The 16,041-nt window shown below is 42.8% G+C and carries 12 protein-coding genes; 9 read left to right on the plus strand and 3 right to left on the minus strand.

What is annotated here, in order from left to right:
* The first annotated feature begins 30 nt into the window (after positions 1-30).
* On the plus strand, positions 31-663 hold the full coding sequence (locus AHMF7605_RS23230) for a chloramphenicol acetyltransferase (RefSeq protein ID WP_106932379.1): 633 nt from the start codon (positions 31-33) through the stop codon (positions 661-663).
* Positions 663-1,373, plus strand: a complete 711-nt coding sequence (locus tag AHMF7605_RS23235) for an HAD family hydrolase (protein WP_106932380.1) — start codon at positions 663-665, stop codon at positions 1,371-1,373. Before AHMF7605_RS23230 ends, AHMF7605_RS23235 begins: the two co-directional genes overlap by 1 nt.
* Before the next feature lie 64 nt (positions 1,374-1,437).
* Here the strand turns inward: AHMF7605_RS23235 and AHMF7605_RS23240 are convergent, their stop codons facing one another.
* Positions 1,438-1,935 carry a hypothetical protein gene (locus AHMF7605_RS23240; protein WP_106932381.1) on the minus strand — a complete coding sequence of 166 codons (498 nt, stop codon included), beginning with the start codon at positions 1,933-1,935 and terminating at the stop codon, positions 1,438-1,440.
* Between the two features lie 59 nt (positions 1,936-1,994).
* On the minus strand, positions 1,995-2,432 hold the full coding sequence (locus tag AHMF7605_RS23245; protein WP_106932382.1) for an OsmC family protein: 438 nt from the start codon (positions 2,430-2,432) through the stop codon (positions 1,995-1,997).
* A 221-nt stretch (positions 2,433-2,653) separates the two neighbouring features.
* Here AHMF7605_RS23245 and AHMF7605_RS23250 point away from each other — a divergent pair, with 221 nt between their 5' ends.
* The 4 genes from AHMF7605_RS23250 (at position 2,654) to AHMF7605_RS23265 (ending at position 8,099) form a co-directional block, all read left to right on the plus strand.
* The gene (locus tag AHMF7605_RS23250) at positions 2,654-4,156 is read left to right on the plus strand and encodes a GH3 auxin-responsive promoter family protein (protein WP_106932383.1); all 1,503 of its coding nucleotides are present in this window, start codon (positions 2,654-2,656) and stop codon (positions 4,154-4,156) included.
* A 218-nt stretch (positions 4,157-4,374) separates the two neighbouring features.
* Positions 4,375-5,529 carry a 1-deoxy-D-xylulose-5-phosphate reductoisomerase gene (locus AHMF7605_RS23255; RefSeq protein WP_233219229.1) on the plus strand — a complete coding sequence of 385 codons (1,155 nt, stop codon included), beginning with the start codon at positions 4,375-4,377 and terminating at the stop codon, positions 5,527-5,529.
* A 54-nt stretch (positions 5,530-5,583) separates the two neighbouring features.
* Positions 5,584-6,921, plus strand: coding sequence for an RIP metalloprotease RseP (gene rseP, locus AHMF7605_RS23260; RefSeq protein WP_106932385.1), 1,338 nt, complete (start codon positions 5,584-5,586; stop codon positions 6,919-6,921).
* Positions 6,922-6,923: 2 nt separating this feature from the next.
* Positions 6,924-8,099: a LysM peptidoglycan-binding domain-containing protein gene (locus AHMF7605_RS23265; RefSeq protein WP_106932386.1), complete on the plus strand. Its 1,176-nt coding sequence runs from the start codon at positions 6,924-6,926 to the stop codon at positions 8,097-8,099.
* 326 nt (positions 8,100-8,425) lie between these two features.
* On the opposite strand, the gene AHMF7605_RS23270 is transcribed toward AHMF7605_RS23265, so the two are convergent.
* Entirely contained in the window at positions 8,426-10,414 is a 1,989-nt protein-coding gene (locus AHMF7605_RS23270; protein WP_106932387.1) for an OmpA family protein, read from the minus strand.
* Between the two features lie 429 nt (positions 10,415-10,843).
* On the opposite strand from AHMF7605_RS23270, the gene lon reads away from it, so the two are divergent.
* The 3 genes from lon (at position 10,844) to hslU (ending at position 15,931) form a co-directional block, all read left to right on the plus strand.
* Entirely contained in the window at positions 10,844-13,342 is a 2,499-nt protein-coding gene (gene lon, locus AHMF7605_RS23275) for an endopeptidase La (protein WP_106932388.1), read from the plus strand.
* A 36-nt stretch (positions 13,343-13,378) separates the two neighbouring features.
* Positions 13,379-14,416: a type IX secretion system protein PorQ gene (porQ, locus tag AHMF7605_RS23280; protein WP_262512364.1), complete on the plus strand. Its 1,038-nt coding sequence runs from the start codon at positions 13,379-13,381 to the stop codon at positions 14,414-14,416.
* A 105-nt stretch (positions 14,417-14,521) separates the two neighbouring features.
* Positions 14,522-15,931 carry an ATP-dependent protease ATPase subunit HslU gene (gene hslU, locus AHMF7605_RS23285; RefSeq protein ID WP_106933585.1) on the plus strand — a complete coding sequence of 470 codons (1,410 nt, stop codon included), beginning with the start codon at positions 14,522-14,524 and terminating at the stop codon, positions 15,929-15,931.
* The last annotated feature ends 110 nt before the right edge of the window (positions 15,932-16,041 follow it).

Genomic DNA, 16,041 nt, shown 5'->3' on the forward strand with positions numbered 1-16,041 from the left:
TTTTTATATTTACGGCTTCTTTTAGGAACTATGAAAAAAGAACTTGCCCTGGAAACCTGGAACCGCAGGGAGCATTTTCAGTTTTTTTCTCAATTTGAGGAGCCTTTTTTTAGTTTGGTAGTGAACGTAGACTGCGCCAAAGCTTATAAAAATGCTAAAACCCAGAATTTGCCTTTTTATTTGTATTACTTGTATTTGTCGTTAACGGCAGCTAATAAAATGGAAGCCTTCCGGTACCGGATAGAAGCAGATAAAGTTGTTTGCTACGATGCCGTGCATGCCTCGCCCACCGTTCTGCGCGACGACCATACTTTTGGTTTTTCTTTTCTGCCGTATCAACCTACGTTTGCCGCGTTTTTACCGCTCGCCCACCAGGAAATACAAACCGTTAAAGCAGGCAGTGGTTTAGGCTTAACCGAAAATACGAGCCGGGTAGATGTGATTCATTTTTCTTCTATTCCGTGGATTACTTTTACGGCGCTAACCCATGCCCGCAGTTTTACTTATAAAGATAGTGTACCTAAAATCTCTTTTGGAAAATACTTTTGGGAGCAAGATAAATTGTGGTTGCCGGTTTCAGTTACAGTGCATCATGGTTTAATGGATGGTTACCACGTGGGTGAATACTTGGCTACTTTTCAGGAATTGTTAAATCAAGAATAATGGAAACGAACGAATTACAAGCTATAAAAGTAATTGCCTTCGATGCCGACGATACGCTTTGGGTAAACGAAACCATTTTTACCTATACCCAGGAACGGTTTATAGAAGTACTGGCGCCTTACGTAGATTCACAAACGCTGGAGGCCAAACTTTACGAAATTGAACTCCGCAACCTGAGCCTTTTTGGCTACGGCATTAAAGGTTTTATTTTATCTATGATCGAAACGGCCATTGAGCTTACAACAGGTAAAATCTCCGGCCAAGAAGTTCAGCAAATTATTAATCTGGGTAAAGTAATGCTGGATCATCCGGTAGAAGTTCTACCGAATGTGCAAGAAACGCTGGAGAAACTACAGGATAAATATACCCTTATCCTTATTACCAAAGGCGACTTATTTGACCAGGAAAGTAAGATCGCCCGCTCCGGTCTGGGCGATTATTTTAGTAAATTAGAAATTCTGAGCGAGAAAAACGAAGAAGCCTACCAGCGGGTGTTAAAACGAAATAACATTGCCGTGGAAGAATTTTTAATGGTGGGCAATTCGTTAAAATCGGATGTGCTACCTGTATGTAACTTAGGAGCACGCGCCATTTATATTCCCTTTCATACTACCTGGGTGCATGAACAGGTAAATTTAGATAAAGACCACCAACTTACTTACGTAGAACTGCCCGATATTAGTTTATTACCCAAATATTTGAATCTATAAATCAGTCTAGATGCAACAGCCTTTAGAAATTTACTAATTTGATTAAAGTAACAGAAAGTTAAACTTACGGACGGTTATTGGAAGAGGGTTGGCCTTCGGTTAGCTCAAAATCAAATTTTAAGGCCATTAAGCGGAGTTGCTCCTTTATTCTTTTTAAGTTTTTCCGGCGGCTGATTATTCTTAAATCAATTAAATGGTACTCCCCGTTTTTTAAATGTAAGCGTAAAGAGAGTGGCGCAATATGCAGGTGGGCAACGTCTTCGAAAGAGTAAACCGTTTTCGGCCGGAAGTGTCCCCGTTTTAAAACAATGTAGGCCGGTGTAATCTCAAAATAAGATTGGGTGCCAAAAATAGGGGTGTTCTGCGACAAAATGTAAATTAAATAACCAATGGCAAAGGTTAAGAAAACGTAGTGTAGGAAATGGCTATCGTTGGTGGGGCTGTCGGTGAAAAGAAAAAAGATGGCGTAGATCAGTAAAAAAAACGCCAAAGCTAATTGTACTCCAAACGAAACCCGGGCATTCCGGGATGGCCGCAGGCCTACGCGTACCAATGATTTCATATAAATTAATTAGGTAAGTAAAAGTTTAGCGGCCCCAAAACAGACCGCTAAACGCTAATTTATGCATTTTTAAGCAGTGCCTGCAAGGTAATTTCGGGCACGCCCCCTAAGGCCTGCGAAACCGGGCAGCCTTTTTTGGCGGTTTGCGCGTGTTGCTGTAAATCCTCGTCGCTGAGGCCGGCTACCTGAACTTCAGTGGTAACATCAATCCGGTCGATAAACGGACCTTCGCCTTTGCGGCCCAAATGCACTTTGGCCGAAGTGCGAATACTATCTGCCGGATGACCGGCTTGCTCCAGTAAACTGCTCAGAAACATAGAATAACAGCTCGCCAGGGCCGCCCCGATTAATTCTTCCGGATTAGTACCGTTCGGATCGTTTTCGAAGCGGGTACGAAAAGTATAGGCGGTATTTAAAGCGCCGCTTTCGGTAGATACCGTGCCGTTACCGTTTTTTAATCCGCCGTTCCAAACAGCGTTTCCTGTTGTAAATGCCATAGTTTTAAAAGTTAGATTGTCGAATGCTTGAATACGCGATTTAAGTAAAATAAGTAACAAAGTAAAGGAGAGTAATGCGGGTTTGTTCAGTTAGCGGGTATCCGAAGAAAGGTTAAGAGCCAATACAGATTGCTCAAGGTTATTCAAAAACTGGCTAAGAACATGACAACTATGAGTGAATATCCCTACCTTTACCAACCGCAAAGTGTTTATCGTAAAATATGGGGATAAAAGCTGCTTTAAGTAAACCATTTGCCGCTTACGTGCACCAACGCAACCAAGCCTGGATGCAGCAACCCGCCCAAACGCAGCAAAAAGTATTTACTTCTTTAATTCAGAAAGGTGCTTCCACGGCGTTTGGCCGCGACCATAAATTTAAAAATATTCAAAACCACGCCGACTTTACCCAGGCCGTACCGGTGCGGGATTACGAAGGTTTAAAGCCTTATTTTGAAAGAGTTAAGAAAGGCGAACGGGATATTTTATGGCCGGGTAAACCTATCTATTTTGCCAAAACGTCGGGTACCACCTCCGGTACGAAATACATTCCTATTTCCGCCGATTCTATCTCGAACCACATTAACGGCGCCCGCGATGCTTTGTTAGCTTACGTGTACCAAACCGGTAATTCCACTTTTCTCGACGGAAAATTAATTTTTTTATCGGGAAGTCCGGAACTCGACGAAGTAAGCGGTATTAAAACCGGGCGGCTATCCGGTATTGCTAACCACCACGTGCCGGGTTACCTGCGGCGCAATCAACTGCCCAGCTACCAAATCAACTGCCTCGACGATTGGGAAGAAAAGCTGGATGCTATTATTGGAGAAACGTTACACCAGCCCATGACACTTATCTCAGGTATTCCGCCTTGGGTACAAATGTATTTTGACCGGATTACCGCTAAAACCGGGAAGAAAATCAAAGACGTATTTCCGGATTTTAACTTGTTTGTTTACGGCGGCGTTAATTTTGAACCGTACCGGGCTAAATTGTTCGAGAGCATTGGTAAACCCATCGATTCTATTGAATTATTTCCGGCTTCCGAAGGCTTTTTTGCTTACCAGAACGAACAGGACGATCCGGGTTTGTTATTATTACTCAACGCCGGTATTTTCTACGAATTTATTCCGGTAAGCGAATACTACAACGAAAATCCGCGCCGCTTGCGGATAGAAGAAGTAGAAGTGGGGGTAAACTATGCTTTGGTTATTAGTAATAATGCGGGTTTGTGGGCTTATTCCATTGGTGATACCGTTAAATTTACGTCTACCCGGCCGTATAAAGTAGTGGTAAGTGGGCGGATTAAACATTTTATTTCTGCCTTTGGGGAGCACGTTATCGGGGAAGAAGTGGAAAAAGCCATGCACCAAACCATGCAGAAGTTTCCGGAGGTAGAAGTGGTGGAATTTACCGTTGCTCCTTATGTAAGCCCGTCGGCGGGACAATCGTACCACGAGTGGTTGGTAGCTTTTGCCCAGCCACCGCAGGATTTACCTGCTTTTAGGCTGGAACTGGACCAACAGCTTCGCCAACTAAACGTGTACTACGACGATTTAATTACCGGTAATATTTTAAGTCCGCTAAAACTAACTCCTCTGCCGTCGGATGCTTTCCAAAAGTATATGAAAACGCAGGGTAAGTTGGGCGGGCAGAATAAAGTGCCCCGGCTGAGTAACGATCGGGCTATTGCGGATGCGCTGGTAAAGTTTAAAGTAGAGAGTTAAGTCGACAATTTTCCTGTATCTACAAGCTTAATATGTAAGATTTCAGGCTTGCCGCATGAATAATACAATTTCTGCGGTTTTTTGATAACTACTGCCTGCTTAATTTTGTTAATGAGTATAGGTCTTGTGGTAACTAAAAATCTGTCATACAATATTTTACTTATATATCTTAAAAGATACCTGTTCGCTATAAATCTACTAAAAAAGAGAAATTTAATTTGAAGAAAAGAATTGCCCTTTTAGGTTCCACCGGTTCCATTGGCACGCAAGCCTTAGAAGTAATTCAATCGCAGCCCGATGCTTTTGAGGTAGAAGTGCTCACGGCGAACCACAATGCCGATTTGCTTATTCAGCAAGCTTTAGTGATAAAACCCAACGTAGTAGTAATTTGCCGCGAAGAATTATACGATAAGGTTTTTGATGCCCTCTATCCGCACGACATAAAGGTTTATGCGGGTAAAAATGCTTTAAACAGCGTGGTGCAAATGGAAACCATTGATCTGGTTTTAACCGCTATGGTGGGCTACTCGGGTTTAGAACCAACTATTAAAGCCATTGAGGCCGGTAAAAATATTGCCTTAGCTAATAAAGAAACACTGGTAGTAGCCGGTCAGTTAATCACCGATTTAGCCCGCGATAAAGGCGTAAATATATACCCCGTTGATTCGGAACACAGCGCTATATTTCAGTGCCTGGCCGGGGAATTTCATAATCCGATTGAGAAAATAATTTTAACCGCTTCCGGTGGGCCTTTTCGGGGCAAAGACCGCCAGTATTTAAGTTCGGTTACCCGCGAACAGGCCTTAAAGCACCCTAATTGGGAAATGGGCGCCAAAATTACCATTGATTCGGCCTCGCTCATGAACAAAGGCCTGGAAGTAATCGAAGCCAAATGGTTGTTTCATTTAAATAATAGTCAGATTGAAGTAATTGTTCATCCTCAATCTATTGTGCATTCGCTGGTTCAGTTTAAGGATGGTTCCTTAAAGGCGCAATTAGGACTGCCCGACATGAAATTACCTATTCAATACGCGCTAAGTTACCCGTACAGACTAAAAAACAGCTTTCCGCGTTTTGATTTTATGGATTATCCGCAGCTTACCTTTGAAAAACCTGATTTGGAAACCTTCCGCAACTTGGCCCTGGCTTTTTCGGCTATGGAGCGCGGCGGCAATGCTCCTTGCGTGCTTAACGCAGCGAACGAAGTAGTAGTGAATGCTTTTCTGGAGAATAAGATAGGTTTTTTGCAGATGTCGGACATAATCGAAAGCTGTCTGGCAAAAGTTGCGTATATTGCCGGACCTGCGCTCTCTGATTACGTCGCCACTGACCAGGAAACCCGACGGGTAGCGCAGGGATTAATTAAATTGTAAATAAATCAATATCTGATTTTTAACCTCAAATTTTAAAATTATTAAATTTTTTTAATGGAAGCATTAATAATGGTAGGCCAGTTAATTCTGGGCTTAACAATTTTAGTTGGATTACACGAATTAGGACATATGTTATCCGCCAAGTGGTTTGGCATGCGCGTGGAAAAATACGCTATTGGCTTTCCGCCTAAAATACTGAGTAAAAAAATTGGCGAAACCGAGTATATGATTGGAGCTGTGCCACTAGGCGGCTTTGTTAAAATCTCCGGGATGATTGACGAATCGATGGATACTGCGGCAATGGCAGAAGCTCCCAAGTCTTACGAATTCCGCTCTAAACCGGCCTGGCAACGCTTGATTGTGATGATGGGTGGTATTATCGTGAATGTTATTACCGGTATTTTGATCTTTATTTTTTTAATCTATAAATACGGCGAAAGCTATTTGCCCGTTTCGGAAGTTAAACACGGTATTGTAGTGAATGAACAAGGCCGGCAAATGGGACTGCGAGATGGCGATAAAATTGTAAAGGTAAACGGTAAACCCATTAAGGAATTCGAAGAAATTTACAATGTGGATGCCTTAATGGGTTCCAATAGCTATTATACCGTTGATAGAAATGGACAGTTATTAGATGTAAAAATACCGGCTAACTTAATTGAAACCATGGCCGACCCTAAAAAGAAGCGGGAGCAACAACGTTTTGCCGAAGCAAGGGCCCCATTTTCGGTACAAAAGGTAGAGAAAAACACCCCGGCTGCCAAAGCCAAACTAATGCCGGGAGATCGTATTGTTCAGATTGATGATCAGCGCATCAACTATTTTCATGAGTTGCAGGCTGCTTTGGCCGCCCGAGAAAACAAACCGGTTACCTTAGGTATTCAACGGGGAAATCAAGTTGTAACCGCGAAAACTACCGTCGAAAAAGATGGTACCCTCGGATTTTATCCGAATATCCTTTTGAATTACGACACGCGTTATTTTTCTTTTTTAAATTCTATTCCAAGAGGCACCGAACAAGCCTTTTCCATTCTGACTACCCACATAAAAGGCCTTAAAAAATTAGTTTCCGGCGAAATGTCGTCTAAATCTCTGGGTGGGCCCATCATGATTGCGCAAACGTATGGCAGTACTTTTAACTGGTTTAAGTTTTGGACCTTAACGGGTGTTTTATCCATTATCTTAGCCTTTATGAACTTCCTGCCCATTCCGGCTTTAGATGGCGGCCACGTCATGTTTTTAACTTACGAAATGGTAACGGGGCAGAAACCATCCGATAAATTTTTAGAAAAAGCGCAATTAGTAGGGATGGTACTTTTAATTGGGTTAATGATATTTGCTTTCGGGAATGATATTTATTACCGGTTGCTTCCGGAATCAATAATTAAGTAAGCATGATTAAACGTTGGGCGGGATGGATGGGAGTAATGTTATGGCTCTTGGTGAGCAATTATATTTCGGGCTGGGCTCAAACTACTTCACTCCCTACTACTAACGCTCTAGGTAAACAGGAAAAGCTGGATTTAAATAATATCGGGCACCAAGTGCAACCCGGCGATACATATTACCGCTTAGCTAAAAAATACCAGGTTCCCGTTGATTCCTTACTAAAATGGAATGGACAAAACTTAACGGTAGGTAAAGTTGTGCGGATAGCTGCGGAACCTTCTTTGTTAAATCAGGCCGATACCCTTATTCAAGTAACTCCTCGTACCAGTGTGGCTTTGCCGGAACAAGCACCTGTTCCATCCCCCGAAATTTCAACGGAAGAAACAGGAAAGTCAACTACTGCTAAATCCAGTTATAGAAATAATAGGGAAACGGCGGAAACAGGTACGGAAAAAATGATGCAGCGGGTACTGGTGGTTCCGTTTGATCCGTACCTGTATTTTTCGGATGCCGACGAAGATATTGCCCGCCAATCGAAGTTGCCGAAGCAAAATATCCGGTATATATTTCGTTCCCGGCTCAATGCGTATCTCGATCCGAATGGTTTTGAGATAATTAACCTGCTGGACGGAAATCACCTGCCTAACTCAGACGAATTAAAAAAGGCTTATAAATCCCTCGCGTATAGTTACCAGGATGTCTCTGCCTCCAGGTTTCATCCCTTGCCCGCTAAACAAAAACCTTTTTTAAATGGCCCGGAAGCCTGGTTCCGGAAGCAAAAAGAAAAAGCGGGTTTAGTAAGCCCCGAGGAAGTTAGTGTAGCCGCCGAAGGGGAAAAGTACTACGGCGTAAAAGTGAAATCACCGGATTTCTACCCGTACTTTAACGAGCGCTATAATCTGGATTATTATATTTTTATTAATCAGTTCGAAATCCACACTGATTATACCAATTGCCTCGACCGGACTACCCAAAATTTTACCCGCGAATTTCTGGTGCATTATACCATTTTCGATGCGCAAGGCGAACTCATTGCCGGTAATAAAGTAAAAATTCCGTACGTATCGAATGTAAACGAAATCAATAAAATCGTGCGGGATAATCTGAACAAAATCGCGCAGCGCATTCTAGCCGATTTACCCCAGCCGCAAGTACCCAGTTCAGAGGCAGCGCAGAATTAAATGAAAGTGTCCTTCCTGAGCATGTATAGCCTAAAGGATACCTTTAATTCTTTCTTATTCTTTTTTTTGATAAAAGCCTAAATCCTATAGAAGTAAATAATACAATCGTACCACAAAAAAGCCAGTCTTCAGTCTTATAGGGATGAAATTTATAGTGACCATGAGAGCCAGCTAATATCATAGCTAGGAGTTGGAAAGCTATAAAAATTAAGACTATTCCTATAAACCTTCTACTCATGGCTGATGAACAGTTTTAACATCTGTTCTTTTAGGTGTAATTTAACTTCGCAATTTCAAATAACATCTAAAAAACTAAGTTCGGTTCTCTACTCCTTAAAGTTGGCAGGTTCGGGTTTTATCAGTTTAAACTCTACCCGGCGGTTAATGCGGCGATCTTCTTCGGTTTTTTCTTCCCGTAATTGTTCGGAACTGCCGTAGCCCCAGGCTTCAATTCGGCCTTCCGGAATTTTCCCTTTTTGCTCAATGTACTTTTTAATGGAATCGGCGCGTTTCTGGGAAAGCTGCGTGTTAAAATCCAGGTCCCCGCTGCCATCGGTGTGGCCGCCAATTTTGAGTTTAAACGCTGGATGATCGACCATAAACAAGACAATACGGTCAAGGATGGGTTCCATAATCGGTTTTATGTCTGATTTTTCTTCGTCGAACTCAATATTTTTAAAAATGAGTGGGATTTTATAATCAATAGCCGAAGTCATAATCTTAAACACCGTGTCCTGTTTCAAGTCAATTTCTTTCTCTACGCTAAAAAAATCCGGGCTTTGAATCAAAAGCATATACCGGTTTTTATCGATTAGGTCAAAATCAAAGGAACCATCTTTGCGAATGTATTTAGATGCTACCTCGATGCCGTTGGTAAGGTCAATAACGGATACTATGCCCGTAAGCGGTTGGTTAGTCACCGAGTCCAGGAGGGTACCTTCCAGGCGGGTTACGGCGAGCGGGTGCGCTTCCATGGGCAAAGGAAACGAAAACAAATCTAGGTTCTTTAGATCATTTTCTTCGGAACGGGCATAATACAGATTCTGGGATTTACCATCAATGGTAAAGTAATATTCGCTGCCTTTGCCGTTTACCAGCGGGCCAATATTGCGCGGCTCCTGCCAGCGCCCGTTAACCCGGTACGTTTTATAAATATCGAAATCACCATTATTCAACAATTGCCCGCGTGAACTAAAATAAAGTACCTGGTATTTCGGGTGAAAAAAGGGACTTACCTCGTTTTCGCGGGTATTTATCACCGGTCCCATGTTTTGAGCGGGCGCCCAGCGGCCATTTTTTTGTTTATAGGTAAAGTAAATATCGGAAGTGCCAAAACCACCCAAGCGATCGGAGGCAAAGTACAAAGTGTCTTCGTTTTGCGAAAGGGCAGGTTGTGAATCCCAGGAAGGACTATTTACCTGCAAACCCAGGTTTTTAACGTTACCCCAGGTATCATTTTTCATTTTCTTTGCCACGTATAAGTCGCAATTGCCGTAAGAGTCGGGGCAATCGCAGCGGGCAAAATAAAGCGTTTGCCCGTCTTTGCTGAGGCAAGCGGAGCCTTCGTTGTACACGCTGTTAATGGGTTTGCCAAATGATTTCGCTTGTTCCCAGGCCCCGTTCGTATTATCGGTGTAAAATAAATCTTCGTTATAACCAGAATTAATGGCAGGTCCGCGGTTGCGACGCGAAGTAAAGATAAGCCGCTCGGTATTCGCATTGATGGTGGGCCCGTAATCTTCGTACTTGGAATTAATATCCGGCCCCATATTGGTATACACGCCCTTCGGTGGCTGAAAAGTATTTACCGATTTCCGGTATTCTACGAGCTCGTAATAGTAATGTAAAGGAACATAAAAGGACTTTGTTTTTGCTTCCAGCGAGTCGTAGTATTGTTTAATATTTTGCAGGTCGGCGCGATGGTGTTTAATAGCCAAACGGTAATAAGCTTTGGCGTGAGCCATATCGTTTACCCGCTCGTATAATTGGGCCAGGCGCCAAAGCAAAGGAGTATTCCGGGAAAAGTTCTCAATGCCAAAATTGTCGACGTATTCCCGGAGAATAGGCAAAGCTTTATCGTATTGACGCCGGCGTTCCAGGCGGTTTATCTCTCTTAAAATTCTCCGGTTTTCGTAGTACGGAATTTTATTAACATTCGGAAAGTCAATAACTACTTCGGGTTTCGGCTGCCCTTGGTGAAGGGTGCTGTCGGTTACGGCTTTTCTTTTAAGCGAAAGTTTGGTCTGAGCTTTTAACGGCTCCCAAGAGGTGAAAAATAAAGCCAGTACTAAATAAATTAGAAGAAAACAACGCATACAACCAATCCAGCATTCTCAGGAAAGATATTCAATAATTCAAATATACCGGAAAATCTTATAAATCTACAATATGTTAGGTAAATCAGGTAGTTATTCCCGATTTAATAACCTAATTACAACTTAAGTTAATATTACCGAAGTTCTAAAATAAATTTGCACTCTACATTAGACAATCGGCTACTATTTTAATTTAATATCTTTTCAGCTTGCTATTTCTAAATTTTTAACGTTTCAGATACTATTTACCGGCTTCCTTTGCCATTTACCTCGTCAATTATAAGGAAGGACGTAAACAATATAATTTTTTTAGAAAGTTTTAAAATTGACCCGGGTTGTATTGGCATAGGACTTGACAAATACTTATATTGATTAAAAATTAAGAAATACTTCGCCAGCTGCTGTCAATTTGGCACGGCCCTGTACGCTATGAATTATACCTCCACTACTATTCTTCAGCAATTATTTCTCAGCGATTTAATGAGCGATGATAATGAAGATATGATTTCTATTATTACCACTGAACCCGAAAACGGCGAATTCAACGGAAAAAAAGTGCCTGAAGTATTGCCCATATTACCGGTACGAAATACTGTTTTATTTCCGGGAGTGGTGTTGCCCATTACCGTTACTCGTAAAAAATCAATCCGGTTAGTGCGTAAAGCTTACCGGGGCAATAAAATAGTGGGCGTGATTGCTCAAAAAAATACGAACAGCGATGATCCTACGCGCGACGATTTGTTTACCGTAGGAACCATGGCCAAAATTTTAAAAATGCTGGTGTTGCCCGATGGTAATACTACTATTATCATTCAAGGGCAAACGCGGTTTCAAATCCAGGAAGTTATTCAGGAACTGCCTTTTTTAACGGCTAAGGTAAGTTATTGCCCCGAATCTTTTCCGGCCAAACCGAACAAAGAAGTAAAAGCCCTGGTGCAGTCGCTGAAAGATGCGGCGGCCAAAATGCTTAAATTAAATCCAGAAATTCCGCAGGAAGCTCAGGTAGCCCTGGATAATATTGATTCTCCTAGTTTTTTAACCCATTTTCTGTCGTCGAACATAAACGTAGAAGTGCAGCAAAAACAATCGCTGCTCGAAATTAACGATGGAGTGGAGCGCGGTACTACTTTGCTGCAACTCATGCTCCGCGAAATACAACTGCTGGAGATTAAACACGAAATTCATAATAAAGTACATACCGATATTGACCAGCAGCAACGCGATTATTTTTTGCGGCAGCAAATAAAAGTATTACAAGACGAGCTGGGTTTTGATGGTCCGGACCAGGAAATTGAACGTTTCCGGGAAGCCGCCAAAAAGAAAAAATGGCCCGAAGCCGTAGCCAAGCATTTTCAGAAGGAAGTAGAAAAGCTAGCCCGGTTAAATCCGGCCGCGGCCGAATATCCGGTTTCGGTGAATTACGTGGAGTTTCTGCTGGATTTGCCTTGGGGCGAATACACAAAAGATAATTTTAATTTAAAACGGACGAAAAAAATTCTGGATGCCGATCATTACGGCTTGGAGAAAGTAAAAGAACGCATTATTGAATATTTAGCCGTTTTAAAACTCAAAAACGACATGAAAGCGCCTATTTTGTGCTTGTACGGCCCTCCCGGAGTAGGTAAAACTTCGTTAGGTCGTTCTATCGCCAAATCGCTAGGCCGTAAATATGTCAGGATGTCATTAGGTGGGGTGCGGGACGAAGCGGAAATCCGCGGCCATCGGAAAACGTACGTGGGCGCCATGCCAGGTAAAATCGTGAGCCAGATAAAGAAAATAGGTTCGGCTAACCCGGTAATTGTGCTCGACGAAATTGATAAAATAAGTTCCGACTTTCGCGGGGATCCTTCCTCAGCTTTACTCGAAGTGCTCGATCCTGAGCAGAACAGTACTTTCGTGGATAACTACCTGGAAGTGGAATATGATCTCTCGAAAGTATTATTTATCGCGACGGCTAATGCCTTAGACACCATTCAGCCGGCCTTGCGCGACCGGATGGAAATTATTGATATTACCGGCTATACCATCGAGGAAAAAATAGAGATTGCGAAAAAACATTTAGTGCCCAAACAAAAAGCCGAGCACGGCCTGGAACCTAAAGATATAACTTTCTCTACGGCAGCTATTCAAAAAATAATTGAAGATTATACCCGTGAATCGGGGGTACGAAGTTTGGAACGGAAAATTGGGGCCGTTACCCGTAACATTGCTAAATCCAAAGCTTTAGAAGAAGAATTTAAAAAAATAATGGAGCCGGCCGATGTCGTAAAGATTCTGGGTCCGGAAATTTTTGATAAAGAAATGTACCAGGATAACGACACGGCGGGCGTTGTTACTGGTCTAGCCTGGACTTCGGTGGGTGGTGATATTTTATTTATTGAATCTATTCTGAGCCGGGGTAAAGGAAAATTAACTTTATCGGGCCAGTTGGGCGATGTGATGAAAGAATCAGCTATAACAGCTCTTTCCTATTTAAAAGCGCACGCCTCGGATTTAGACATTGATTACCGGATTTTCGACCAGTACGATTTACATATTCACTTCCCGGAAGGAGCCGTGCCGAAAGATGGTCCATCGGCGGGTATTGCTATTTTTACTTCTATTGCTTCGGTATATACCCAACGAAAAGTACGTTCGCATTTGGCCATGACCGGCGAAATTACGCTGCGGGGGAAAGTTTTACCGGTGGGTGGTATCAAAGAGAAAATTCTGGCCGCTAAACGGGCCGGCATTAAAGATGTGATTTTGTGCCAGAAGAACCGGAAAGATATCAATGAAATACCAGCCGATTATATCAAGGATTTACAAATCCATTTTGTAGATAAAGCTTCCGAGGTGCTTAAAATTGCATTGTTGAACGAGAAAGTTGAAAAACCGCTTCCTCTGGAAATTACCGAGCCGGTGCCGCCAGTTCCGGTAGTTGCCTAAAAGAGAAGATATGGCCATATTTTGGAGGGCATACAGTTGACAAAAATAAGGGCCAGCCTGATTCTTTTTTTAATGGTAAATGCATTTACTACCGCAGCACAGATGGGTGGGCACCATACCTTTGATTTTTTAAGTTTGCCGGCGGGTGCCCGTTTAACGGGTTTAGGGGGTAGTAATGTTTCGGTGCCCAGTACCGATGTTACTATGCTGCAAGCTAACCCGGCGCTTCTGCAATCCAGCATGCAAAAACAGTTAGCCCTGAGTTATACCGATTACTTGGCCGATATTTCTTTAAGTTCGGTATATTATGCTTTGGATCATCCAAAGCTTGGCCGGTGGGGTGCGGGATTGCAGTATTTAAATTACGGTGATTTTACCCAAACCGATCCGACTGGTCAGGTAACGGGTAAATTTGCCGTGCAGGATTATGTAGTGAGTATAACCCATGCCTCCGTTTTAAAACCATTTACTTTAGGCGCTACGCTCAAATTCGCCTTATCGGGCATTGCCGAGTACAAATCTTCGGCAATTTTAATGGATTTGGGCGGGGTTTATAAGCATCCGGATAAAGAGTTTTACATGGGTTTAGTACTCAAAAATATAGGCTATCCATTAAAAACCTTTACCGGCGGTGCGCGGGAAAGCATGCCATTTGATGCGCAAATCGGGCTGACGTACAAACCGGAGCACATGCCATTGCAGTTTTCCGTTACCGCTCATCACCTGCAGCAATTTGATATTGGTTACCAGGATACCACTCAAAGCGGAACAATTATTTCTGGCTCGCAGCAGAAAAGCTTGGGCGATAAATTAGCCCGCCATTTTGTGATGGGTGGGCAGTTTATACTAAGTAAGAACTTTAACGTTATGGTAGGGTATAATCATTTACGTAATCGGGAGTTACGCCTGGAAACAAAAGCAGGCGGGGCGGGTTTTGCTTTAGGAGCAACCGTGCGCATAAAGGCGTTTGAACTGGCCTATACCCGAGCCTACTACCACGTAGCGGGAGCTAGTAATACGTTTACGGTTATTACCCAAGTCGCCCAGGTTTTTAGAAAAAAGTCGCGGGTATAATCGGGCTTATTTTTCTTTTAATCGTATGAAATTCTTTATACTATTGTTCCTAATCGAATAAAATTTAAATTTTTGCCCGTAAGGGCAACCAACTTTGATCTTATTATGCTAGATACCACGCATTATTTAACGCCGGCCCAAATTGTAGCCGAACTAGATAAATACATTATCGGGCAGCATGATGCCAAGCGGAATGTTGCCATTGCTTTGCGTAACCGGTGGCGCCGCATGCACGCGGACCCAGACATGCAAAATGAAATTGTACCGAATAATATTTTAATGATTGGCGCTACCGGCGTTGGTAAAACCGAAATTGCCCGCCGTTTAGCCAGTATTGCCGATGCTCCTTTTACCAAAGTAGAAGCTTCTAAATTTACCGAAGTGGGCTACGTGGGTCGTGATGTAGAAAGTATGGTGCGCGACCTGGTAGAACAGTCGGTGAATATGGTAAAGATGCGGCGGAAAGAAGAAGTGAAGGTTCAAGCTGCTCAAGTAGTGGAAGATATTATTCTGGATGCCTTGATTCCGCCTATTACCAATGCGCCTGCGCCCACTAAACCTTACGCGGGTTTCGCTACTTCCGCTAACGAAAATGCAATGCCGGATAATGACCAGGAACTAAATGAACGTACCCGCGAGAAGTTTCGGATTAAAATCCGGAACGGTGAACTGGATGAACGAAAAATTGAAATAAAAGTTCAGCAGAATAATTCTACTGGCGTAGGCGTACTGGGCCCCGGCATCGACGAGGCCTCTATGATGAATATTCAGGAAATGATTAGCGGCATGATGCCCAAGAAAACGCGTAAACGGAAAGTAACCATTGCGGAAGCCCGCAAAATTTTACTGGAGGAAGAAGCTGTAAAGTTGATCGACATGGACGAAGTGAAAGAAGAAGCCATCCGAAAAGCCGAAAACGCGGGGGTTATTTTCATTGATGAGATTGATAAAATTGCCTCGGCCAGTAACAAAGGCGGGGGAGGACCGGACGTAAGTCGCGAAGGGGTACAGCGGGATTTGTTGCCGATTGTGGAAGGAAGTACCGTAAGTACCAAATACGGCGTAATTAAAACCGACCATATTTTGTTTGTGGCCGCTGGCGCTTTTCACGTAGCAAAACCCTCGGATTTAATTCCCGAGTTACAAGGCCGTTTCCCGATTCGGGTAGAATTGCAGAGTTTAACCAAAGAAGACTTTTATAGTATTCTTAAATTCCCGAAAAACGCCTTAACGAAGCAATACGAAGCGTTGCTGCAAGCCGAAGACGTAGAATTAACGTTTACGGACGAAGCCCTACATAAAATTGCCGAAATTGCTTTTGAGGTTAACGCCGAAGTAGAAAATATAGGCGCTCGTCGCCTGCAAACGGTGGTAAGCCAACTTTTAAACGAAATCTTATTTGATGTACCGGATAAAATCGGGGCCAACGCCCACATTATGATTACGCCCGAAATGGTAGATGAGCGTTTGACCAATATGGTTAAAAATCGGGACTTAAGTCAGTATATCTTATAGTTCTTTATTGTTTTTTAAAAGAACAATCAGGTAGTTCAAAAAAGAAGCCTTCGAAGAAATTCGAAGGCTTCTTTTTTGTGTTAAGGAAATATAATCATCATTAAGCTAAA

This window comes from Adhaeribacter arboris, from assembly GCF_003023845.1.
Classification (GTDB): Bacteria; Bacteroidota; Bacteroidia; order Cytophagales; family Hymenobacteraceae; genus Adhaeribacter; species Adhaeribacter arboris.

Bases quoted from the DNA above. Each gene is read 5' to 3' on its own strand.
- rseP (WP_106932385.1), top strand. From the start codon at position 5,584: ATGGAAGCATTAATAATGGTAGGCCAGTTAATTCTGGGCTTAACAATT.
- AHMF7605_RS23235 (WP_106932380.1), top strand. From the start codon at position 663: ATGGAAACGAACGAATTACAAGCTATAAAAGTAATTGCCTTCGATGCC.
- AHMF7605_RS23245 (WP_106932382.1), bottom strand. From the start codon at position 2,432: ATGGCATTTACAACAGGAAACGCTGTTTGGAACGGCGGATTAAAAAAC.
- lon (WP_106932388.1), top strand. From the start codon at position 10,844: ATGAATTATACCTCCACTACTATTCTTCAGCAATTATTTCTCAGCGAT.
- hslU (WP_106933585.1), top strand. From the start codon at position 14,522: ATGCTAGATACCACGCATTATTTAACGCCGGCCCAAATTGTAGCCGAA.
- AHMF7605_RS23230 (WP_106932379.1), top strand. From the start codon at position 31: ATGAAAAAAGAACTTGCCCTGGAAACCTGGAACCGCAGGGAGCATTTT.
- AHMF7605_RS23265 (WP_106932386.1), top strand. From the start codon at position 6,924: ATGATTAAACGTTGGGCGGGATGGATGGGAGTAATGTTATGGCTCTTG.
- AHMF7605_RS23240 (WP_106932381.1), bottom strand. From the start codon at position 1,935: ATGAAATCATTGGTACGCGTAGGCCTGCGGCCATCCCGGAATGCCCGG.
- AHMF7605_RS23250 (WP_106932383.1), top strand. From the start codon at position 2,654: ATGGGGATAAAAGCTGCTTTAAGTAAACCATTTGCCGCTTACGTGCAC.
- AHMF7605_RS23270 (WP_106932387.1), bottom strand. From the start codon at position 10,414: ATGCGTTGTTTTCTTCTAATTTATTTAGTACTGGCTTTATTTTTCACC.